We start from the raw sequence: 19,517 nt of genomic DNA, 5'->3' as shown, positions 1-19,517 counted from the left end.
TGCCACCGCGACGGAGACCGGCAGTGGCGGCTGCGGCGGCTTGTGTCGTGTTCGAGTGCCCAGGCCCTGAGCAGGTAAGCCCCACGCGGCGCACTCGACGCGCCGGTACATGGTGCACTCGGTGTATGAGCCATCTCCGGACCGGTCCCGTGGGCGGGATTCCCGGGTCGCACCTGGAACTGATCACCTTCGGTCACGGCACGGCCGATCGGACGACGCTGGCCGAGCTTCTGCGGCAAGCCGGCGTGGCCGCCGTCGTGGACGTCAGGACCGCACCGGGCAGTCGCCGCGATCCGGACCTGTCACGCCAGCGGCTGGCCCAGTGGATGCCCGAGGAGCGGATCGCCTACCGGTGGGAGCCGCGGCTGGGCGGATGGCGCAAGCCGTCGCCGGACTCTCCCGACACCGTCTGGCGCAACGAGTCCTTCCGGGGCTACGCCGCTCACACGCGCAGCGCGGAGTTCGTGACCGCGATGGACGGCGTGCTGCGGCAGGCAGGCGAGACGCGTACCGCGGTGATGTGCGGTGAGGCGGTGTGGTGGCGATGCCACCGACGCTTGATCGCCGACTTCGCCGTCCTGGCCCGCGGCGCGGTCGTCCTGCACCTGATGCACGACGGGCGCCTCACGGCGCACAGCCCGACGCCAGGTGCGCGCCTTCGCGGTGACGGCCTCCTGGTCTACGACACCGGTCCGCGGGCAGCCGGGTGAGGTCATCCGTGGGTGTGGCGGGCGCCCAGCGGGGCACGCGTAGTGCGGTCCGGCCGAGTCGAGGACGGTGCCACGATGACCGAGTACGAGCGTTCACGCGTCCTGCCCGCTCGCCCCCCGGCACGCAGGGCACGCGGTGCCACCGACGGACCGCGTGCCGGCGGCACCGGACGGCCTCGCGTCGCCGTCACGGTCGGCTGACCAGCTCCGGAGCAGGCCATGGGACGCCGAAAGCAGTACGCCGTCGCCGCCTCCGGGCAGTGGACGGACGAGGAGGACGGCCGGCGCCGGCTGCCCGCCGGCGAGGTCCACGCGTGGGAGCCGGGTCTGAACCAGACCGTCTGCGGACTGTCCCTCAGCCGCTCCCAGCTGACGCGCTTCCCGCACGTCAGCTGGCCGGACACCTTCCCGGAATCCGGAGGCGCGGCAGACCGGGTGCGGCGCGTGTGCCCACGCTGCGCGTCCGTGGCCGGACGCCGCGGCGGTGACGCACGGCCACGGTGGCACCGCACCCGTCCCCGACCGTGAAGCGTGAGCCGCACGCATCGGACCACCGTCAGGCCGGGATGGGCACCCCCTGCGCGAACCGGCTCAGGGACGCCGTGAACGCGGTGACGAAGGCGTCCCTGGCCTCCTCCGGCAGCGCGTCCAGGGACAGGTACGGGTTGAGGTCCTCCAGCTCGACCAGCAGCAGGCTTCCGTCGGGGGCGCGGCAGGCGTCGACGCGCTGGATGCCGTAGCCGAGGTCGTTCCAGTCGATGAACCGGCGGGCGAACTCCAGGTCGGCGGCGGTGGCCGGGTACGGCCGCAGCTCCCAGCGGCGCTCGGGGTCGGGGGCGTACAAGGCGTACTGGAAGTCGTCGTCGACGAAGTAGAAGGACACCTCGTAGGCGAACTCGACGCACGGCTGGACCAGGACGTCCCCGGTGGCGAGTCCGGCGACCCTGCCGCCGGGGACGATCCGCAGGCCGAGGGAGTCCGCGCCGTGCTTCGGCTTGACCACGTACCGCTCGGCGGCCGGCAGCCGGTCCAGGTCCTCGGCGCGGTCGACGGTCGGGATCACGGGGAAGCCGGCGGCGGTCAGGTCGAGCAGGTACTGCTTCCCGGCCATGTCGGCCTTCCCGCTGAGCGGGTTGTACACCCGGGTGCCGGCGGCGAGCGCCTGCGCGCGGAAGGCGTCGTACTCCTTCTGGTAGCCGAGGACGGGCCCGCTGTTGCGGACGACGACGGCGTCGAAGCCGTCCATCAGGGCCGCCGCGTCCAGCGGATGGCACAGGGCCAGGTCGAAGTGGGCGCGCAGCCGGGAGGTGAGGTGGACGTCCTCGTCGCCGTAGCGGCGCCCGCGCGCCTGGTACGCCAGGTCGGTGACGTAGAGAAGGCGGGGGCGGGCGGCGGGCATGGGGGCTCCTCGGGGCGGCGCAGGGTACGGCGTGGCGGTGGCGGTGGCGGTGGCGGTGGCGGTGGCGGTGGCGGAGAAAGGTTACGCCGCAGGCGTGCAGCCCTTTTCGGCCACCCCTGCCACCGGCACCAGGAGCACTCAGTTCCCCCATAAGGACGCTCACGCTGCACTGAGTGTCACGGATCCGGTCCGGGTGCTACGTTCCCGTCCATGAGCTCCAGCAGCGCGGTGCCGGCCGCGAAGCCGCCGATCCGGGACGCCCTGGTGGCGGCGGCCTTCCGGCTCTTCCTGGAACGCGGGTACGAGCAGACCACCGTGGACGACATCGTGGCCCTGGCCGGGGTCGGCCGGCGTTCGTTCTTCCGCTACTTCCCCTCCAAGGAGGACGTGGTCTTCCCCGACCACGAGCGCTGCCTGGCCGACATGACCGCCTTCCTCGCGGCCGGCGGCGCGGAGCACGAGCCGGTGCGGCGGGTGTGCGACGCGGCCCGGCTGGTGTTGCGGATGTACGCCGAGAACCCTGCCTTCTCCGTGCAGCGCTACCGCCTCACCCGGCAGGTGCCGGGCCTGCGCGCGTACGAGCTGTCCGTGGTGTGGCGCTACGAACGCGCGCTCGCCGAGTACCTGCGCGCCCGCTTCGCGGGACGCCCCGACGGGACACTGCGCGCCGACGTGATCGCAGCCGCGGTCGTCGCCGCGCACAACAACGCGCTGCGCTCGTGGCTGCGGTCGGACGGCGAGGGTGACCCGGGGGCCGCCGTGGACCACGCGCTGGGGTACGTACAGAAGACGTTCGGCCGGTCGGCGGACGTCCCTGCGGCCCCCGCCCGGGCGGGCGTGGTGACGGCCGGCGCACAGCCGGGGCAGCCCGACGACGTGGTGGTGCTGGTGTCCCGCCGGGACGCCCCGCTGTGGCGGGTGGTGCAGGAACTGGAGACGGCGCTCGGCCGGGACTGACCGAGAACTGGGGTAATTAGGGGTACGGAGTGCCTTTACGAGTGACACTCAGTGCCATACTCTGTCGGCGTGCACGGTGGCACGGCAACCGCGCACACGTGTGCCCGGTCCGCCTGGGCACGTGGGATTCCGGCCGAGCGCAGGGAGTTGACCAGCGTGTACCACCACTCAGCAAGCACCTCGCATCCGGTGGCCGGCTCCGCGGCGGGCGTTCTCGATCCCGCCGCCGCGGACTCCAAGGACGCCATCCTCTTCCAGCGCTGCACCTGGTGCGGCACCGCGATGTACCACCGGCTGCTGTGTCCGGTCTGCCAGGGCAGTGAGCTGCGGACGGAGCGCAGCGAGGGCGTCGGCACGGTCCGCCACTCCACCGTGGTGCACCGCAACACACCGGCGGCGCGCAATGTGTCGCTGATAGAGATGGCCGAGGGGTTCGTCGTACGCGGCCGGGTCATGGGTCCGCCGATCGGCATCCACAGCGGCGACCGGGTGCGGCTGTCCACCGCCAAGGACCCGGTGCGCGGGGAGCCGGTCTTCCAGCTGCTGGACGAGCCGTACCGGGCCTGGACCTGAGCGCCGTTCACGGCTGTACGGGGGTGGGCACGGTGACGGGCCGTCCGGTCGGCCATTCCGTGTCGAGGGAGACGGGCGTGCCGGTCACCCCGGTCGAGCGGGAACCCCGGCCTGCCGTAGGGGATGACCGGGGACTCGTTCGGCCGGCACCCTCCCCGGCTGACAGGAGGCCGGGCGATCGTGCCGGTAGGTCGGGAGGAGTTGCCGCGCTCGGAGCGGCTGTCGGCGGCCAGGTAGCCCACGCTTACGGGTGACGGCCGGCCGGCGAGGGTTCGGCGCCGCAGCCGGGAGGTCGCACCGGGCCGTGCCCGTCGGGGACGCACGGGTCGAGTTCCGGTCGGCAGGACCGCTGTTGGGGGTGCCGGACGCGGCCGGCGCGGCGTCGGCGGAGCGGTTGCCGGCAGTCCGGGGTACGGTCGCCGGCTGCAAGGTGGCCGGGGGCAGACGCCGAAGTGGCGGGTGTCGCTGTCCGAGGCGGTGGACGTCGACACGGCCGCGCTGTTCGCCGCTCGCGCCGGCCGCCGGCCCGGAGCGGTCCACGAACGACGTACCGGCGAGGAGGATCAGCGCGGAGATCACCCTGCCCACGGTGGAGAACCGGATCCGGAGGCCACGGAGTCCGTGCTGTTCCGGCAGGTCGCCCTGTGGGCCGGTGAGCCGCACACCGGGGGCCCTGAGCTGTCCTGTTCGGCGCTGAACGCGTCGTAGGACGCCGGTCCGGGGGTGGCCCTCACTTCCCGAGGGTCACCCGGATGCCGACGGTGCCGTCCAGGCCGCGCCGGAGCCGGCTGCCCAGCAGGGTGAGGCGGCCGAGGAGGCCGTACTTGCGGGCGATCAGGCTCCGGTAGTGGGCGGTGGTGGCCGGATCGGCGACCTCGGCCGTGGCCGGCACCTGGTCACCGGTCGGATTGCCGCGCGCGTCGCACGGGCCGACGAGGACGTCCGGGCGGCGCCGGATCCGCTTGACCTTCCAGCTGTCGGCGGCCGTCCACACCCCGAGCGTGCCGCCGTCCCGGACCACCCACACCGGGGTCGCGACGGGGGTGCCGTTCTTCCGGTAACTGGTCACCAGCAGATACGTGCCGGACCCGAGCCGGTCGAGCCGCGTGTCGTCCATGCCCGCAGTGTAGGAGGGCGGCCCGTGCCCGGCGAAGCCCGGTGACGGCCGTCGGCCCGACGAGCGGGCGGTGTGCGAGATGCTGGTCATGAGGCTCGGTCGGGACGAAGGGCTGTGACGTGGGCGCAGACGGAGTCGGCGGAACGCGGGAGCGGTGGAGGGCGGCGGCGCGGGGCCGCGTCCGGGAGGTGGCCTGCGACGAGTCGGGAGCGGACGGGGAGAACCTGCTCGGCGGGAACACGGACGTGTTCGCGCACGCGAGCGTGGCTCTGCCGGTGGACGTCGCCGCGGAGTGCGTGCGGGAGATCCGGCACCGGATCCGTTCGCCCGCCGAGGAGTACAAGGCGAACCACCTGCTGCGCGAGAAGCACCGGGCGGTGCTGGTGTGGCTGCTGGCCGCCGGCGGGCCGATCCACGGGCGGGCCCATGTGCACCTGACGGAGAAGGCGTTCCTCGTGGTGGACCGGGTCGCGGCCCTGCTGCTCGGGGACCCTACGGACGCCGTGTCCCTGTACCGGCAGGGGCCGGAGGTCTTCGGGGCCGCCGCTTGGCGGCAGTTCCTGGTGGCCGCGAACGCCCTGCTGCGGGTCCGCCCGGGCGGGCCGCGGGACACGGGCGGAGAGGGGGCCCCCGCGGCCGGGGACGCGCCCTGCGCGGCCGGGAAGGGGTCCCCCATGACCGGCGAAGCACCCCCCGCGGCCGGAGAGGCCCTCCCCACGGTCAGGGAAGCGCTCCACGCGCCCGAAGACGCCTTCTTCGCGACCGTCGACGCGCTCGTCCGGGCCGCCCCCGGATCCGAGGCCGCCGGGATCCTGCGCCGGCTCGCCGCGCACCGGCAACGGGCGGACGCCTACCGGACCCGGATGCGGGCGGCACCACCCCTCTTCCCGGTACTCAATCCGCTGTTCCCCGCGCTGCGGCACACAGCCGCGCACTGGAGTGCCGACGGCCGGCCGGTCGTGCTCGTGCACGACCGGCAGAACGCGCTGACGCCGGGCCGGATCGCCCGGATCGTGCAGTCCGCCCATCGGGACGGGATCGCGCTGCACGGGCTGCGGCTGGTCGACTCCCGGGACGACGCCCGGGTGCAGATCGCCGACTTCCTGGCCGGGATCGCCCGCAAGATCGCCTCTGACGAACTGGCCGGCACGGGTGACCCGGAGCTGACCGCGTGCCTGCGGCCGTACGTGGCGGAGCAGTCCGTGTGGGGCGACGCGCGCAGCTGGGCCCGGCTGGCTCCGGCCGGAGAAAACCCGGGCCGGGCGGCAGAGATCAACTCGGGCGTCTAGATTGCGTCTTGCACGGTGCAATCCCCGTCAGGCGTCCTCGCCGGACACCCCGTCCGGCCTCTCATCAGGCACCCAGGAGCTGACCCACGTGACCGACAACCCGGCAGCCACCAACGACGTGGCCGTGTCGTTGCGCGCCCGTATCAACACCGGCCAGCCGCACACGGCCCGGATCTGGAACTACTGGCTCGGCGGCAAGGACAACTACGAGGTCGACCGAGCGGCCGGCGACCAGATCCGCCAACTGCACCCGGGCATCGGCGAGTACGCGCGCGCCGACCGGCTGTTCCTGGGCCGCGCGGTGCGCCATCTGGTCGGTGAGGTGGGCATCCGGCAGTTCCTGGACATCGGCACCGGGCTGCCCACCGCCGACAACACGCACGAGGTGGCGCAGCGGATCGCACCGGAGTCCCGGATCGTGTACGTCGACAACGACCCGCTCGTCCTGGCGCACGCGCGTGCCCTGCTGACCAGCACACCGGAAGGCCGTACCGACTATCTGGACGAGGATCTGCGCAACGTCGACGCGATCCTCGAACACGCGGCGAAGACGCTGGACTTCAGTCAGCCGGTGGCCCTGATGCTGCTCGGCGTGGTCATCTTCATCGGCGATGACGAGGACCCGTACGACCTGGTACGGCAGTTGACGGACCGGCTGCCGGCGGGCAGCCACCTGGTGCTGTCGCACACCATCACCAGCCCGTCGATGCCGGACGTGGACGAGGCGGTGAAGTTCTGGAACGAGCACGGCACCCCGAAGCTGAAGCAGCGCACGCCCGAGGACGTGGCCCGGTTCTTCGACGGCCTGGAGCTGCTGGAGCCGGGCGTGGTGTCCTGCTCGCGGTGGCGCCCGGAGGACGGCGGCGGCGCCGAGCCGGAGGAGGTCGCCATGTTCGGCGGGGTGGCCCGCAAGAACTGACCGCGCACGGGAGTTCACCGGCGCCGGTGAACGCCGTGGCCCCGGCCCCCGTATGGAGGAGCGGGCCCTCGACGATCCGGGGGCCTCGCGGTGCCGGTACGGGCAGCGCGCGTTCGGGTTCGGCTTCGGGAGCCATGCATGCGGCACGCACGACGACGGGTCGTCCGGCGAGTGACACGGCTGGCGGCGGTCGGCGGTCTCCTCCTGGGGGGCGCGATGGTCGCCCAGGCGGCCATGGCGAGCGAGACTCCGCCCGCCTCCGCCAGACCGCTCGCCGCCACCGGCGACACCGGCGCCGCGCTGGTGGCGCGGCTCGGCACGGCCCGCACGGCGGGCAGCTGGATCGGCGCCGACGGGCGTACGGTCGTGGCGGTGACCGACGACGCGGCGGCGCGGGAGGTGCGGCGGGCCGGGGCGGAGGCGAAGGTCGTGTCGCACAGCATGAACGAGCTGAAGTCGGCGACGTCCACGCTGCGTTCGGCCCCGCGGGTGCCGGGCACGGCGTGGGCGGTGGACTACCGGACCAACCGGGTCGTGGTGCGGGCGGACCGCACGGTGTCCGCCGGGGACTGGTCGCGGCTGACCCGGGTGGCCACGGAGATCGGCGGTTTCGTGCACATGGAGCGCACGAAGGGCACGTTCACCACGCGGCTGAACGGCGCCCAGCCGATCCTGTCGACGGGCGGTCGCTGCTCGGCCGGGTTCAATGTCACCAACGGGCAGTCCGACTTCATCCTCACCGCGGGCCACTGCGGGCCCTCCGGGTCCACCTGGTTCGCCGACAACCAGGGGGATCGGCAGCTCGGCAGGACCGTGAACAGTTCCTTCCCGGGCAGTGACTTCTCGCTCGTGCAGTACGCCGGCGGCAAGGCCGGCGCGGGCGCCGACGTCGTCGCGATCGGCGGCGGCAAGGGGGTGCGGATCACGGGGGTTGCCGATCCGGCGGTGGGGCAGCGGGTGTTCCGCAGCGGCAGCACCAGCGGTCTGCGCGACGGCCAGGTCACGGCGCTGAACGCGACCGTCAACTACCCGGAGGGCACGGTCACCGGGCTCATCGAGACCACCGTGTGCGCCGAACCGGGTGACAGCGGCGGCCCGTTGTTCTCCGAGGGCATCGCGCTCGGCGTCACCTCGGGCGGCAACGGCGACTGCACCACGGGCGGGACGACGTTCTTCCAGCCGGTGACCAAGGCGCTGACGGCGCTCGGGGTCCGGCTGATCGTGTCGGCGCAGAACGCGGGAGGCGCCCCGGCAGGCACCCCCTCCCCCGCGCCGTCGGCCTCCGCGGTCCAGGGCGCGATGGCGCCGAGCGCGGCCTCGCCGGGTTCCTCGGCGCCGGTCACGGGTGTGCCGGAGGGCAGCACTCTGCTGGCGCGGCTGACGGACACCCGGAACATCGGGCCGGGGCTGCTGGTCATCGCGGGCAGTCTGATCGCGCTGGTGGCGACCCGGTACATCCGGGCCGAGCAGGACCGCAAGGCGTATCAGCGGTACTACTCGGCGACGTGGGGCTGACGGGAGGCCCGGGGCTGCGGCGAGAAGAGCCGGAGGGTACGACGAGAAGGACACCCGTGCGTTCACGGGTGCCCGGACGGTTCGGCGCGGTGTGCGCGGGGTCGGTCAGGCCGCCCGGTGCGGCTGCGGGGCCGCGGCGGCCCACTCCATCACGAGGCGCTGGTACTCCGCGCGCTGCTCGGTGGTCAGTGTCCCGCCCGACCGGCGCCACAAGGCCCGGATCTCCTCGTTGACCTCCGCGGCCGATCGCTCGGAGACGGCTTCAACAGTGGTGGACATGCTGTGAAGCATATGCCGACCGAGGTGAAGGCGTTGTGAGCAAGTACCCGCGATACGGACATTTCGGACCGTGTTACTCATCACGTCAATGTGTCAAGCGGAAGCGGGAGTTCACCACTCGGTTCACCCGCCGCGCCATGCCCCGACCCACGCCCCGGTCCGGCCGGGCGCCAGTACCTGCCCGGGGTGGCCGGCGGGTGCCGGCGGGAGCGGATGGTGTCGCGGACCGTGTTCCCCGCCACACCCATGAGGCCGACACCCTCTCCGGCCAGCAGGAGCTTCCGCGGCATCGCGAAGTCGGCGATCTGCGCGACGGCGCCGGCGAGGATCCCCTCGTAGCCGGCGTCCCGGCCGGTGACGGCACGGACCTGGTGACCGGGCCGTACCTTCGTCACCGCCGTCACCACGCGGACACCGCCGCCGGTGAACACGTGGGTGGCCGCTCGCCGCACCCCGCCGGGCGTCATCGCGCACGAATCGGCACGGCAGGGCGGCGTCCGGCTGCGGATCCCCGGCTTCGGGGACGCGCCGGAGGCGTGACGGATCCCGGCGGGCTCAGGTGCCGGGCTTGCGGCCGTAGACGAAGACGTCGTCGCCGTTCTTCAGCAGCGACCAGTACTTCTTGGCGACCGTGGTGGTCATGTTGACGCAGCCGTGCGAACCGGGCGGGTTCCACATGCTCAGGCCCACCGAGTGGAAGGCCTGGCCGCCGTCGAAGAACTGGCTGTAGGGCATCGGCACGTTGTAGATGGTGGAGACGTGGTCGATGTCCCGCCAGTAGATCTTCTTGAGGCCGGTGCGGGTCTCGTAGCCGTCGCGTCCGGTGCGCACCGGCACCGGGCCGTAGACGAGCCGGCTGCCGTCCTGGATCCAGCTGAGCTGGAGCGTGAGGTTCACGCAGGCGATGCGGCCCTTGTTCACCGGGCACTTGCCGTCCTTGTTCGGCTTGTTCCCGACGGCCTTCTGCTTGTTCATCAGGTCCATCACGCCCCACGTGACGGGACCGGCGTAGCCGATGTTGGGCGTGATGCCGTGCTTGGTCTGGAAGGCCTGGATGGCCTTGCAGTCCGCGGCGGACTGCTTGCCGTCGACCGGCCGGCCCAGGAACTTCTCCACCTGCTTCTGGTACGGCCCCGTCCGTGTGGTGCAGCTCGCGGCCTGGGCCGGCGTCGCGGTGAACGCGAGCGCCAGCGGCGCCACCAGTCCCGTGACGCCCAGTGCGACCGCACCTCTTCTGCGTATGACCCCCATGGCGGCCTCTTCCCCTTCCCCTTTTGCCCGTTTCGTTCGCCCGGGCCTCCCCGGTGCTCTCCAGCGCGATTCCCGCGATGTCGGACCACTAGACCCGGCCGGGCCGCAGATGGTTGTGGTTCCGGTCAGGCTGTGACGAAACGGTGAACTTCCGGCCGTACGGCACCTCGGGCGGTGGGCGGTGACCGTCTACGCTGCGCCGCATGCACCCTGCTCTCGCCGACGACCTCGCCCGGCTCCCCGAACTCCTCCAGGCCGCCCGTGATCTCGCCGTCCGGGAGGTGGCGGGGCTCGCCGAACGACCGGTCGCCGCGCCCGGGCCGGTGCCCGGCCGGGACCCGCTCCCGGCCGCGGGCGCGGGCGGTGACGGCGCCCTCGCCCGGTTCGCCGAGCGGTGGGCGCCCGGTTCCTCCGGTTGCGCCGGTCCGCGCTGGCGCGCCGCGTTCAGCAACTGGCGGACGACGGAAGCCGACGCGGAGCGGGTGCTCTCGGTGCTGGCGGCCTCGGGCTGAGGGTCAGGAGGTGTGCCGGACGGCCGCGCGGAAGCCGGTGCTGACGGCGGTGAGGCCGCCGTCGACGACGAGGGAGGTCCCGGTGATCCAGGCGGCGTCGCGCGAGGCGAGGAAGGCGACGGCGGCGGCGATGTCCTCCGGCTCGCCGACCCGGCCGAGCGGGTACAGGGGGCGGACGGCGTCGAGTTCGTCGTCGCGCCCTTCCCACGCCGAGGTGCGGACCGTGCCCGGCACGACCAGGTTGACCCGCACGCCCCGGGGCGCCGCGTGCCCGGCGAGGGTGCGGGTGAGCGAGCCGAGGCCGGCCTTGGCGGCGCTGTAGCCGTGGTTGCCGAAGTCCTGCAGGCCGTTGACGGAGCCGATGCCGACGATCGCCCCGCGTCCGGAGGCGGCTAGGTGCGGCAGGGCGGCGCGGCAGCAGCGGTAGGCGCCGGTGAGGGTGATGTCGAGGTCGCGCGCCCAGGCCTCGTCGGGGTCGTCCTCGAAGAACGGGGCGTCCGAAGTGCAGTGGGCGGCGCTGTTGACCAGCACGTCGAGCGAGCCGAACGCGGTGACGGCGTGGGCGACGGCCGCCTCGACGGCGGCGCGGTCGGCCACGTCACAGGCGAACGCCTCAGCGGCCAGGCCCTGTCGGCGCAGGGCGGAGGCGGTCCGTTCGGCCTCGGGCAGGTCCCGGTCGGTGACCAGCACCCGGCCGCCCTCCTCGGCGAGCCGCCGGGCGACGGCCGCACCGATGCCGCGGGCGCCGCCTGTCACGAGAACTCCGTGTCCAGCGAAGCGAGTTGGATCAGTCATGGGCCGACGGTACGGCTCCCCGGGCGCCGTTTCACCGGTTCGGCACCCGGTTTCACCGGTATCCGGTGACGTCCGCGGGCTTGCCCGCGTCCTGCACCTCGACCAGGTACCGCCAGGCGTCCGGCCGGCTGCCGTCGAGGTCGGTGAAGCCGTACACCCGGGCGAGGCCGCCGCTGGACAGCGACCGGCCGTTGAACCGGGCCACGTCGGGGTCGGCGGCCAGGGCGGCGACGGCCCGGCCGGTGAAGCGGGGGGTCTCGGAGATGGCGAAGTGGGGTTCGCGGGCCAGGGCGTCCCGCCAGTTCTCCTCTCGGACGCCGTACGCGTCGAGCATGTGCTCGGAGCGCATCCAGCCCGGGGTGAGGGCGACGGCGGTGGCGCCGCGCGGGCCGAGTTCGTGGCCGAGGGCGAAGGCCATGCGCAGGACGGAGGTTTTGGCGAGGTCGTAGAAGAAGTTCACCCGGTAGGTGTCACGGTTGTAGTCGGCGGTGCCGTCGGTGACCTCCACGACCAGGCCGCCGGGCCGGCGGAGCAGCAGCGGCAGGGCGTAGTGGCTGGTGATGGCGTGTGTCTCGACCGCGAGGCGGAGCAGCCGGAGGCCGTTGTCGAGGTCGTGCTCCCACACGGGGGTGTCCCACTCGAAGAGGTTCTCGCCGCCCCAGATGTCGTTGACGAGGACGTCGAGGCGGCCCCGCTCGTCCGCGACGCGGTCCACCAGGTCCCGTACGGCGGACGTGTCGAGGTGGTCGGCGGCCACGGCGATGCCCTGCCCGCCGGCCGCGGTGACGAGGTCGGCCGTGTCCTCGATGGTCTCGGGACGGTCGTACTCCGAGCGGTGGGCGCGGGTGCTGCGGCCGGTGACGTAGACGGTGGCGCCGGCCGCGCCGAGTTCGACGGCGATGCCCCGTCCGGCGCCCCGGGTCGCCCCGGCGACCAGCGCCACCTTGCCTTCCAGCGGTCCTGACATGTCCGGCCTCCCGTGCGGTGCGACTGCTGTCGTCGTCCACTGTCGCCGGTAAGCCGGACATCTCCTGTCGGCTTTTACGCTGAGTCCCGCGGTGTGTCGCCGCCGGGCTCAGTGGCCGCGGGCGATCCACTCCTCCAGATGGGGTGCCTCGTCGCCGATGGTCGTGCCGTCCCCGTGCCCGGTGAGGACCTTCGTCTCCGGCGGGAGGGTGAGGAGACGGTTGCGGAGGGAGTCGATGATGGTCGGGAAGTGCGAGTAGGAGCGTCCGGTGGCTCCGGGGCCGCCCTTGAAGAGGGTGTCGCCCGTGAACACGGTGCCGAGGCCGGGGTCGTACAGGCAGACGGCGCCGGGGGCGTGTCCGGGGGTGTGCAGGACGGTGAGGTCGGCGCCGGCCGCCTCGATGACCTGGCCGTCGAGGAGGTGCCGGTCGGGGTCGCGGTGCGGATGGGTCTGCTTCCACAGCGCCAGGTCGTCGGGGTGCAGCCAGATCGTCGCGCCGGTGAGGTCGGCGAGTTCCGGTGCCGCGTTGATGTGGTCGTTGTGGGCGTGCGTGCACACGATGGCGGTCAGGCGCCGGTCGTCGACGGCGCGGGCGATGGCCTCGGCGTCATGGGCGGCGTCGATGACGATCACCTCCCGCTCGTCGCCGACGATCCACACGTTGTTCTCGACGTCCCAGGTGCCGCCGTCGAGGGTGAACTGCCCGGAGGTGACGAGGCGTTCGATGCGCACGGTCATCACAGCACCACCACCGAGCGCAGCACGTCCCCGTGGTGCATCCGCTCGAACGCCTGCTCCACCTGGTCCAGTCGGACCGTCTCGGTGACGAACGCGTCGAGCGGCAGGCGGCCCTGGAGGTGCAGGTCGATCAGCATGGGGAAGTCCCGGCTGGGCAGGCAGTCGCCGTACCAGGAGGACTTGAGGGCGCCGCCGCGGCCGAAGACGTCCAGCAGGGGCAGTTCGAGCTTCATCTCGGGCGTGGGGACGCCGACGAGGACGACGGTGCCGGCGAGGTCGCGGGCGTAGAAGGCCTGCTGGTACGTCTCCGGGCGGCCGACGGCCTCGATGACGACGTCCGCGCCGAAGCCGCCGGTCAGCTCGCGGATCGCCTCGACCGGGTCGTTCTCCTTGGAGTTGACGGTGTGGGTGGCGCCCAGCGTGCGGGCCTTCTCCAGCTTGCGGTCGTCGATGTCCACCGCGATGATCTTCGCCGCGCCGGCCAGGTTCGACCCGGCGACGGCCGCGCCGCCGACACCGCCGCAGCCGATGACGGCGACCGCGTCGCCCCGGCCGACGTTCCCGGTGTTGATCGCGGCGCCGATACCGGCCATCACCCCGCAGCCGAGGAGGCCCGCGACCGCCGGGGAGACGGCCGGGTCGACCTTGGTGCACTGGCCGGCCGCGACGAGCGTCTTCTCGGCGAAGGCGCCGATCCCCAGGGCCGGGGACAGCTCCTGGCCGGTGGCGGCGAGGGTCATCTTCTGCCGCGCGTTGTGGGTGTTGAAGCAGTACCAGGGCCGGCCGCGCAGACAGGCCCGGCACTGCCCGCACACCGCGCGCCAGTTGAGGACGACGAAGTCGCCGGGGGCGACGTCGGTGACGCCCTCACCGACCGACTCCACGACGCCGGCGGCCTCGTGGCCGAGCAGGAAGGGGAAGTCGTCCGAGATGCCACCCTGCTTGTAGTGCAGATCGGTGTGACAGACCCCGCAGGCCTGGACGCGTACGACGGCTTCGCCGGGCCCCGGGTCCGGCACCACGATCGTCTCGACCCGTACGGGCTCGTCCCTGCCCGGTGCGATCACGCCGCGGACTTCCTGCGCCATGGTCTGGTCCCTTCCTTCGTTTGCCTTCGCCGCCGACACTACGCGCGACCGATCGGTAGCGGGGCGGGCCACGAGGAGCTTCGTGGATCTTTCCGGACACGCGCGGGGCATCACCCGGCCGGGCAGCGGCGGCGGGCGAGTCCGGCGTGCTCAGCGCGCCGGCCGCGCCCACCCGGGAGGCGGACCGCGGCCGGGCTTGCCGGGGCCGCCGGGGCGGAGGAGTCTCGGAGATGGGCCCGTGCGGCCCGCTCCTGGCCGGACCGTACGGGCACCTGGACCACACGGGCACTCGAAGGAGGTCATCATGGGTACCGCGGCGGGGTCCGCTTTCGACACCGAGACACTGCGCCGGGCCATCGAGGGCAACACCGGCAACAACCTTCTGTCGCTCTACGCGGACGACGCGGAGATCCGCATCGTCGACCGCAACAACCAGCCCAGTCATCCCACGGTCCTGCACGGCCGGGGCCAGATCGCCGAACTGCTGGACGACATCTACAGCCGCGACATGACGCACAGGCTGGACCAGTGCGTCGTCCAGGGCGAGCACGCCGCCTACAGCGAGTCCTGTGAGTACGGGGACGGCACCCGGGTCCTCGCCGAGTCGATGGTCACCCTGCGGGACGGCAAGATCGCCGATCAGCTGATCATCCAGGCCTGGGACGAGTAGGCCCCCGGCCGGGTACGGCGGGAGCGGAAGGAGGCCGAGCGGGATCCGGAGGTCGTACGCACTCTCGGTTACGCTGTACGCGGGCCGTGACTGGCGCTGAGGTGGAGCACCACCGGGGAGCGGTCCGTGGTGGCTGCCGCGCGCCTGGGCGAGGAGAGTCGATCCAGCTCAGGAGTGTGCAGCATGACCCAGGCCCGTCTGATGGACGGCACCGCGCTCGCCCGCCGCATCGTCGCGGACACCGCGGAGAAGGCCGCCCAGCTCACCGAACGCACCGGTACCGCGCCGTGTCTGGCGACCGTGCTGGTCGGCGAGGACCCGGCGTCCGTGACGTACGTCCGGATGAAGCAGAACCGCAGCCGCAAGGCCGGCATCGAGTCCCGGCACGTCGCCCTGCCCGCGACCACCACGACCGACGAACTCGTCACGACCCTGCGGGAGTTGTCGGCCGACCCGGGGGTGCACGGCATTCTGCTCCAGCACCCGGTGGGCGGCCACATCGACGAGCGGGCCGCGTTCGAGGCGATTGCGCCGGAGAAGGACGTGGACGGTGTCACCTTCGCGTCGTTCGCCACGATGAGCTTCGGGCTGCCGGGCTTCGTGTCCTGCACGCCGGGCGGCATTCTGCGGCTGCTCGACGAGTACGGCGTCGACCCGGCCGGGAAGCGGGCCGTGGTGGTCGGCCGCAGCGCGATCCTCGGCAAGCCGGTGGGCATGCTGCTGCTCGCCCGCGACGCGACCGTGACGTACTGCCACTCCCGCACCCGTGATCTGTCGGCGGTGGTCCGCGAGGCCGACATCGTCGTGGCCGCGGTCGGCCGGCCGCGGCTGATCCGCGGGCAGGACCTCAAGCCGGGCGCGGTCGTCATCGACGCGGGCTACAACCCGGGGAACGTCGGCGACGTCGACTTCGACTCGGCCGTGGAGCGGGCCTCGCTGATCACCCCGGTACCGGGCGGCGTCGGCCCGATGACGATCGCCATGCTCCTGCAGCAGACGGTGACGGCCGCCGCCCGGCAGCTCGGGGTGTAGGGCGACGGGGCTCACGGCGAGCGGCGGGGGTCACCGGCAGGCCTCGCCGGTCAGCGCCGGGCGGCGGGGGTCACCGGCAGGCATCGCCGGTCAGCGCATCCAGGCGCTGTAGTCCATGACGTCCCCGGCCTTGACGCCGTATGCGGGGGCGTCCCGCGTGAAGGTGGTCTCCAGGCCGAGGACGGTGCCGGTGCGCGGGTCCAGGATCAGCATCCGCCGGCCGCCCCCGCCCTCGTACACGTACGCCTGCCCGGGGCGGCCGAGGCGGTCGGTCACCTGTCCCACGGGCCGCAACCCCTCGGCGTCCGCGAGGACCCGGACCAGTGCCGCCGACTCGCGGGCGCCCAGCGTCCAGTGATCCAGCAGCTCCGCCACCGCATCGAGGAGCTGGGGGGTGCCCAGGGAGTCGGTACGGACGGTCTCGGCGAGGTAGGCGCGCAGGGCGGCCGGGGTGTGCGGCGGCGGTGCCTCCGGCGGGGCGTCGCTCCAGCTCGGCGGGTAGGTGGTCCGGCTGAGGACGTGACCGTCGGCCACCACGCGGGGGTCTCCGCCCGCGTCGGTGAGGACCGGGCGGCCCGGACGGCGCGGGTCGGTCGCCACGACCAGCTCGGTGTGGCTGTCGTCCGCGCGCCAGCGCACGACCCGCTCCTCGGGCAGGGTGACGGGCGGTTTCCCGTCGGCCATGCTCAGGCTCCACGACTGCACGTGCGTGCCCTTGCGCAGGCGCGGCGAGCCGTCGGCGGCGGCGGTCGCGGCCAGTTCGGCCATCTGCGTCAGTGGGACGGGTGTGGAGTCGACGCGGACGGTCAGCGGCCGGGGCGCGGCGAGGGCGGGCTGGGTGTTCGGCCCGCCGACCAGCGTGGCGAGTGCGGTCGCCAGTACGACGCCCGTGGCGGCGAGGCCCCACAGCAGCCGGGCGCGGGGGATGCGGCGCGTCGGGCGGGGTTGATGCAGGAGCCGCTCCAGCCGCCACTCGGCACGCTGGTCCAGGGGCCCGTCACCGAAGTACGGCCCGTCGTCCGGTAGGGGGTTGGCGCGCCGGAGGAGTTCGAGTTCGTCAGGCATGTCGGGGGTCCTTGCGCAGGCATGCGTCGGTGAGGGGCGCGGGGTGGGAGGATCGCCGGTCGGGGCGGGCGTCGCCGGCGGGCGTCGGGCCCTGGACAGGGGCGGGCTCAGCCGACCGCCACCCCGAACCGGCCTCATCGACAGGTGTCAGGGGTTGGGGAGAAGCGGACTCTCTTATCGCCGGCCGCCCCGGGCCGGTCTCATCGGCGGGCGTCAGTCCCTGGGGACGAGCGGACTCGACCGAACGCCGCCCGGAACCGGCCGCACCAGCGGTCGAGCCCTGGAGGCCAACGCACTCCACCGGCCACCGCCCCGAACCAGCCTCACCAGCGGTCAGGCTCTGGGGGCCAGCGGGCTCGACCGGCCACTGCCCGGAACCGGTGTCGCGGGCGAGCGTCCGGGTCTCGGGACGAGCGGACTCGGCCAGCTGCCGACCCGAACCGGCCGCACGGGCGGGCGTCCGTCCCTGGGGACGAGCGGACTCGACCGAACGCCGCCCGGAACCGGCTTCACCGGCAGGCGTCGACGGCGAGGCGAGCGACAGCGCCCCGGGACCTGGGCGCGGCTCCGGCACGGTATCGGTCGACGGTGCCGGAGGGCGCAATCGCGGCTCGGGCGCCGCGTCGATCGCCGGTTCCTCAGGGCGCGGCTTGCGCACTGTGCCGGTCGACGGTGCCCCGGCGCGCGGCTCGGGCGGTTCTCCGGTCAGCGGTCGCGGGGGGTGCGGCTCGGGCCGTGTGCCGGTCCACGGTGCCGCCAGGCGCTGGCGGTCGATCTCTGTGCGCAGGCGGCGGCGGGCGCGGTGGAGGCGCATGGCTGCCGCGCGGCGGCCGCAGCCGAGGGCGACCGCGATCTCCTCGGCGCCGAGTTCCTCCCAGGCGGCGAGGCGCAGTATCTCCTGGTCGGCCGGGGACAGCCGGTCCAGGGCCTCGTGCACCCAGGCGCCCGGCGCCTCCGCGTCGGGGCCTGCCGCGATGTGCCGGCCGTGCGCGGCCTCGTCGTTGCCCAGGCGGTCCACCAGCCGGCGCCGGCGCCCGTAGCCGCGTACCGCGTTGGCCAGGCAGTTCCGGGCCACCCCGTACAGCCAGGGCAGCGGTGCGGCGGGCAGGTCGGCCCGGCGCCGCCAGGCGACCGTGAACACCTCCGCCACCACTTCCTCCACCTCGTCGGTCCGCCCCTGAAGTCGCCTGGCGACATAGCGGCTGACCGCCCAGTAGTGCTCGCGATAGGCAGCGGCGAAGATCTCGTCGTTGCTCATGCTCGGTTGGTGTCCGGCATCCCCCGCATCGTCACACCCTTCTCGCGTGATGCTCCTCGCGTCCCCCGAGTGTGACCTGCGGGCCGGGCGCGGACACAGGCGGGGCGTGAAGAGGATCCGAGACACCAGAGCCGTGCAGTGGCTCACCAGCACCGATCACAAGACCATCGGCACGCTCTATCTGGTCACCGCGTTCGCGTTCTTCCTGATCGGTGGCGTGATGGCGCTGATCATGCGCGCCGAGCTGGCCCGTCCGGGCCTGCAGATCATGTCGAACGAGCAGTTCAACCAGGCGTTCACGATGCACGGCACGATCATGCTGCTGATGTTCGCGACGCCGCTGTTCGCCGGCTTCGCGAACTGGATCATGCCGCTGCAGATCGGCGCGCCCGACGTGGCGTTCCCCCGGCTGAACATGTTCGCCTACTGGCTGTACCTGTTCGGCTCGCTCATCGCGGTCGGTGGCTTCCTCACCCCGCAGGGAGCGGCCGACTTCGGCTGGTTCGCCTACTCCCCGCTGTCGGACGCGGTCCGTTCGCCGGGCATCGGCGCCGACATGTGGATCATGGGTCTGGCCTTCTCCGGCTTCGGCACCATCCTCGGCTCGGTCAACTTCATCACCACGATCATCTGCATGCGCGCCCCGGGCATGACCATGTTCCGCATGCCGATCTTCGTGTGGAACGTGCTGCTGACCGGTGTCCTGGTCCTGCTGGCCTTCCCGGTGCTGGCCGCCGCGCTGTTCGCCCTGGAGGCGGACCGCAAGTTCGGCGCGCATGTGTTCAACGCGGCCAACGGCGGACCGATCCTGTGGCAGCACCTCTTCTGGTTCTTCGGCCATCCCGAGGTGTACATCATCGCGCTGCCGTTCTTCGGCATCATCAGCGAAGTCATCCCGGTGTTCTCCCGCAAGCCGATGTTCGGCTACATGGGTCTGATCGCCGCGACCATCGCGATCGCCGGTCTGTCCGTGACGGTGTGGGCCCACCACATGTACGTCACCGGCGGTGTGCTGCTGCCGTTCTTCTCCTTCATGACCTTCCTGATCGCCGTACCGACCGGTGTGAAGTTCTTCAACTGGATCGGCACCATGTGGAAGGGCTCGTTGTCCTTCGAGACACCGATGCTGTGGGTGATGGGCTTCCTCATCACGTTCGTCTTCGGCGGGCTCACCGGCGTCATGCTCGCGTCCCCGCCGATGGACTTCCACGTCTCCGACTCGTACTTCGTGGTGGCCCACTTCCACTACGTCGTCTTCGGCACGGTCGTCTTCGCGATGTTCGCCGGGTTCCACTTCTGGTGGCCGAAGTGGACCGGCAAGATGCTCGACGAACGCCTCGGCAAGATCACCTTCTGGACGCTGTTCATCGGCTTCCACGGCAC

The 19,517-nt window shown here is 72.7% G+C and carries 21 protein-coding genes, 3 pseudogenes and 1 riboswitch; of the genes and pseudogenes, 13 read left to right on the top strand and 11 right to left on the bottom strand.

Annotated elements, in window-relative coordinates; translation table 11 throughout:
- The first annotated feature begins 125 nt into the window (after nucleotides 1-125).
- Nucleotides 126-710 carry a DUF488 domain-containing protein gene (locus AB0L21_RS17415; protein ID WP_365710018.1) on the top strand — a complete coding sequence of 195 codons (585 nt, stop codon included), beginning with the start codon at nucleotides 126-128 and terminating at the stop codon, nucleotides 708-710.
- Between the two features lie 219 nt (nucleotides 711-929).
- Nucleotides 930-1,238 (top strand): hypothetical protein, encoded by a 309-nt coding sequence (locus tag AB0L21_RS17410; protein WP_365710020.1) that lies wholly within the window; start codon nucleotides 930-932, stop codon nucleotides 1,236-1,238.
- 28 nt (nucleotides 1,239-1,266) lie between these two features.
- On the opposite strand, the gene AB0L21_RS17405 is transcribed toward AB0L21_RS17410, so the two are convergent.
- Nucleotides 1,267-2,109 (bottom strand): hypothetical protein, encoded by an 843-nt coding sequence (locus AB0L21_RS17405; protein WP_365784879.1) that lies wholly within the window; start codon nucleotides 2,107-2,109, stop codon nucleotides 1,267-1,269.
- A 210-nt stretch (nucleotides 2,110-2,319) separates the two neighbouring features.
- Between AB0L21_RS17405 and AB0L21_RS17400 the strand changes: the two genes are divergently transcribed.
- The 3 genes from AB0L21_RS17400 (at nucleotide 2,320) to AB0L21_RS17390 (ending at nucleotide 4,347) form a co-directional block, all read left to right on the top strand.
- Nucleotides 2,320-3,066, top strand: a complete 747-nt coding sequence (locus AB0L21_RS17400; RefSeq protein ID WP_365784877.1) for a TetR family transcriptional regulator — start codon at nucleotides 2,320-2,322, stop codon at nucleotides 3,064-3,066.
- Nucleotides 3,067-3,222: 156 nt separating this feature from the next.
- Complete coding sequence (locus tag AB0L21_RS17395) at nucleotides 3,223-3,639, top strand: zinc ribbon domain-containing protein (RefSeq protein WP_365710026.1); 417 nt, start codon at nucleotides 3,223-3,225, stop codon at nucleotides 3,637-3,639.
- Nucleotides 3,640-4,098: 459 nt separating this feature from the next.
- A complete protein-coding gene (locus AB0L21_RS17390; protein ID WP_365784875.1) occupies nucleotides 4,099-4,347 on the top strand; it encodes a hypothetical protein in 249 nt (82 codons plus the stop codon).
- Between the two features lie 22 nt (nucleotides 4,348-4,369).
- Here AB0L21_RS17390 and AB0L21_RS17385 read toward each other — a convergent pair whose 3' ends face one another.
- The gene (locus AB0L21_RS17385; protein WP_365710030.1) at nucleotides 4,370-4,756 is read right to left on the bottom strand and encodes a PPOX class F420-dependent oxidoreductase; all 387 of its coding nucleotides are present in this window, start codon (nucleotides 4,754-4,756) and stop codon (nucleotides 4,370-4,372) included.
- Between the two features lie 188 nt (nucleotides 4,757-4,944).
- Between AB0L21_RS17385 and AB0L21_RS17380 the strand changes: the two genes are divergently transcribed.
- The 3 genes from AB0L21_RS17380 to AB0L21_RS17370 all read left to right on the top strand — a co-directional run bounded on the left by AB0L21_RS17380 (nucleotide 4,945) and on the right by AB0L21_RS17370 (nucleotide 8,479).
- Nucleotides 4,945-6,045 (top strand): hypothetical protein, encoded by a 1,101-nt coding sequence (locus AB0L21_RS17380; protein WP_365784985.1) that lies wholly within the window; start codon nucleotides 4,945-4,947, stop codon nucleotides 6,043-6,045.
- Nucleotides 6,046-6,133: 88 nt separating this feature from the next.
- The gene (locus AB0L21_RS17375) at nucleotides 6,134-6,964 is read left to right on the top strand and encodes an SAM-dependent methyltransferase (protein WP_365784873.1); all 831 of its coding nucleotides are present in this window, start codon (nucleotides 6,134-6,136) and stop codon (nucleotides 6,962-6,964) included.
- A 138-nt stretch (nucleotides 6,965-7,102) separates the two neighbouring features.
- On the top strand, nucleotides 7,103-8,479 hold the full coding sequence (locus AB0L21_RS17370) for a S1 family peptidase (protein ID WP_365784871.1): 1,377 nt from the start codon (nucleotides 7,103-7,105) through the stop codon (nucleotides 8,477-8,479).
- Nucleotides 8,480-8,584: 105 nt separating this feature from the next.
- Here the strand turns inward: AB0L21_RS17370 and AB0L21_RS17365 are convergent, their stop codons facing one another.
- Both AB0L21_RS17365 and AB0L21_RS17360 read right to left on the bottom strand, forming a co-directional pair.
- Nucleotides 8,585-8,770, bottom strand: coding sequence for a hypothetical protein (locus tag AB0L21_RS17365; protein WP_030640852.1), 186 nt, complete (start codon nucleotides 8,768-8,770; stop codon nucleotides 8,585-8,587).
- 170 nt (nucleotides 8,771-8,940) lie between these two features.
- Nucleotides 8,941-9,132: pseudogene (locus tag AB0L21_RS17360) on the bottom strand (MarR family transcriptional regulator); the annotation flags it as partial.
- Nucleotides 9,133-9,145: 13 nt separating this feature from the next.
- Between AB0L21_RS17360 and AB0L21_RS17355 the strand changes: the two are divergent.
- Nucleotides 9,146-9,298 (top strand): annotated as a pseudogene (locus tag AB0L21_RS17355) (gfo/Idh/MocA family oxidoreductase); the annotation flags it as partial.
- Between the two features lie 15 nt (nucleotides 9,299-9,313).
- On the opposite strand, the gene AB0L21_RS17350 reads toward AB0L21_RS17355, so the two are convergent.
- Nucleotides 9,314-10,009 carry a L,D-transpeptidase gene (locus AB0L21_RS17350; RefSeq protein WP_365784869.1) on the bottom strand — a complete coding sequence of 232 codons (696 nt, stop codon included), beginning with the start codon at nucleotides 10,007-10,009 and terminating at the stop codon, nucleotides 9,314-9,316.
- A gap of 203 nt (nucleotides 10,010-10,212) precedes the next feature.
- Between AB0L21_RS17350 and AB0L21_RS17345 the strand changes: the two genes are divergently transcribed.
- On the top strand, nucleotides 10,213-10,521 hold the full coding sequence (locus AB0L21_RS17345) for a hypothetical protein (RefSeq protein WP_365784867.1): 309 nt from the start codon (nucleotides 10,213-10,215) through the stop codon (nucleotides 10,519-10,521).
- Nucleotides 10,522-10,524: 3 nt separating this feature from the next.
- Here AB0L21_RS17345 and AB0L21_RS17340 read toward each other — a convergent pair whose 3' ends face one another.
- The 4 genes from AB0L21_RS17340 to AB0L21_RS17325 form a co-directional block, all read right to left on the bottom strand.
- A complete protein-coding gene (locus tag AB0L21_RS17340; RefSeq protein ID WP_365784865.1) occupies nucleotides 10,525-11,316 on the bottom strand; it encodes an SDR family NAD(P)-dependent oxidoreductase in 792 nt (263 codons plus the stop codon).
- 52 nt (nucleotides 11,317-11,368) lie between these two features.
- Nucleotides 11,369-12,283 (bottom strand): SDR family oxidoreductase, encoded by a 915-nt coding sequence (locus tag AB0L21_RS17335; RefSeq protein WP_365710044.1) that lies wholly within the window; start codon nucleotides 12,281-12,283, stop codon nucleotides 11,369-11,371.
- Nucleotides 12,284-12,391: 108 nt separating this feature from the next.
- The gene (locus AB0L21_RS17330; protein ID WP_365710046.1) at nucleotides 12,392-13,021 is read right to left on the bottom strand and encodes an MBL fold metallo-hydrolase; all 630 of its coding nucleotides are present in this window, start codon (nucleotides 13,019-13,021) and stop codon (nucleotides 12,392-12,394) included.
- Entirely contained in the window at nucleotides 13,021-14,109 is a 1,089-nt protein-coding gene (locus AB0L21_RS17325; RefSeq protein WP_365710048.1) for an S-(hydroxymethyl)mycothiol dehydrogenase, read from the bottom strand. The genes AB0L21_RS17330 and AB0L21_RS17325 overlap by 1 nt, the downstream gene beginning before the upstream one ends.
- Before the next feature lie 304 nt (nucleotides 14,110-14,413).
- Here AB0L21_RS17325 and AB0L21_RS17320 point away from each other — a divergent pair, with 304 nt between their 5' ends.
- Together AB0L21_RS17320 and AB0L21_RS17315 are read left to right on the top strand one after the other, a co-directional pair.
- On the top strand, nucleotides 14,414-14,779 hold the full coding sequence (locus AB0L21_RS17320) for a nuclear transport factor 2 family protein (RefSeq protein ID WP_365710050.1): 366 nt from the start codon (nucleotides 14,414-14,416) through the stop codon (nucleotides 14,777-14,779).
- Nucleotides 14,780-14,855: 76 nt separating this feature from the next.
- A riboswitch (ZMP/ZTP riboswitch) is annotated at nucleotides 14,856-14,936 on the top strand.
- Nucleotides 14,937-14,962: 26 nt separating this feature from the next.
- A complete protein-coding gene (locus AB0L21_RS17315; RefSeq protein WP_365710052.1) occupies nucleotides 14,963-15,811 on the top strand; it encodes a bifunctional 5,10-methylenetetrahydrofolate dehydrogenase/5,10-methenyltetrahydrofolate cyclohydrolase in 849 nt (282 codons plus the stop codon).
- Nucleotides 15,812-15,901: 90 nt separating this feature from the next.
- Here AB0L21_RS17315 and AB0L21_RS17310 read toward each other — a convergent pair whose 3' ends face one another.
- A complete protein-coding gene (locus AB0L21_RS17310; protein WP_365784863.1) occupies nucleotides 15,902-16,876 on the bottom strand; it encodes a CU044_5270 family protein in 975 nt (324 codons plus the stop codon).
- Between the two features lie 766 nt (nucleotides 16,877-17,642).
- Nucleotides 17,643-18,134: pseudogene (locus AB0L21_RS17305) on the bottom strand (sigma-70 family RNA polymerase sigma factor); the annotation flags it as partial.
- A gap of 106 nt (nucleotides 18,135-18,240) precedes the next feature.
- Between AB0L21_RS17305 and AB0L21_RS17300 the strand changes: the two are divergent.
- Nucleotides 18,241-19,517: cbb3-type cytochrome c oxidase subunit I (locus AB0L21_RS17300; protein ID WP_365784861.1), on the top strand; the 1,277-nt coding region annotated here is incomplete at its 3' end.

The organism is Streptomyces sp. NPDC052721, from assembly GCF_040678315.1.
In the GTDB taxonomy this organism is placed as follows: domain Bacteria; phylum Actinomycetota; class Actinomycetes; order Streptomycetales; family Streptomycetaceae; genus Streptomyces.
The sequence above is the reverse complement of the archived record's forward strand: the minus strand, read 5'-3'. Positions and strand labels throughout refer to the sequence as shown.

Coding starts and splice junctions, on each gene's coding strand:
- AB0L21_RS17415 (WP_365710018.1), top strand. CDS start 126: ATGAGCCATCTCCGGACCGGTCCCGTGGGCGGGATTCCCGGGTCGCAC.
- AB0L21_RS17410 (WP_365710020.1), top strand. CDS start 930: ATGGGACGCCGAAAGCAGTACGCCGTCGCCGCCTCCGGGCAGTGGACG.
- AB0L21_RS17405 (WP_365784879.1), bottom strand. CDS start 2,109: ATGCCCGCCGCCCGCCCCCGCCTTCTCTACGTCACCGACCTGGCGTAC.
- AB0L21_RS17400 (WP_365784877.1), top strand. CDS start 2,320: ATGAGCTCCAGCAGCGCGGTGCCGGCCGCGAAGCCGCCGATCCGGGAC.
- AB0L21_RS17385 (WP_365710030.1), bottom strand. CDS start 4,756: ATGGACGACACGCGGCTCGACCGGCTCGGGTCCGGCACGTATCTGCTG.
- AB0L21_RS17370 (WP_365784871.1), top strand. CDS start 7,103: ATGCGGCACGCACGACGACGGGTCGTCCGGCGAGTGACACGGCTGGCG.
- AB0L21_RS17365 (WP_030640852.1), bottom strand. CDS start 8,770: ATGCTTCACAGCATGTCCACCACTGTTGAAGCCGTCTCCGAGCGATCG.
- AB0L21_RS17350 (WP_365784869.1), bottom strand. CDS start 10,009: ATGGGGGTCATACGCAGAAGAGGTGCGGTCGCACTGGGCGTCACGGGA.
- AB0L21_RS17345 (WP_365784867.1), top strand. CDS start 10,213: ATGCACCCTGCTCTCGCCGACGACCTCGCCCGGCTCCCCGAACTCCTC.
- AB0L21_RS17340 (WP_365784865.1), bottom strand. CDS start 11,316: ATGACTGATCCAACTCGCTTCGCTGGACACGGAGTTCTCGTGACAGGC.
- AB0L21_RS17335 (WP_365710044.1), bottom strand. CDS start 12,283: ATGTCAGGACCGCTGGAAGGCAAGGTGGCGCTGGTCGCCGGGGCGACC.
- AB0L21_RS17330 (WP_365710046.1), bottom strand. CDS start 13,021: ATGACCGTGCGCATCGAACGCCTCGTCACCTCCGGGCAGTTCACCCTC.
- AB0L21_RS17325 (WP_365710048.1), bottom strand. CDS start 14,109: ATGGCGCAGGAAGTCCGCGGCGTGATCGCACCGGGCAGGGACGAGCCC.
- AB0L21_RS17320 (WP_365710050.1), top strand. CDS start 14,414: ATGGGTACCGCGGCGGGGTCCGCTTTCGACACCGAGACACTGCGCCGG.
- AB0L21_RS17315 (WP_365710052.1), top strand. CDS start 14,963: ATGACCCAGGCCCGTCTGATGGACGGCACCGCGCTCGCCCGCCGCATC.
- AB0L21_RS17310 (WP_365784863.1), bottom strand. CDS start 16,876: ATGCCTGACGAACTCGAACTCCTCCGGCGCGCCAACCCCCTACCGGAC.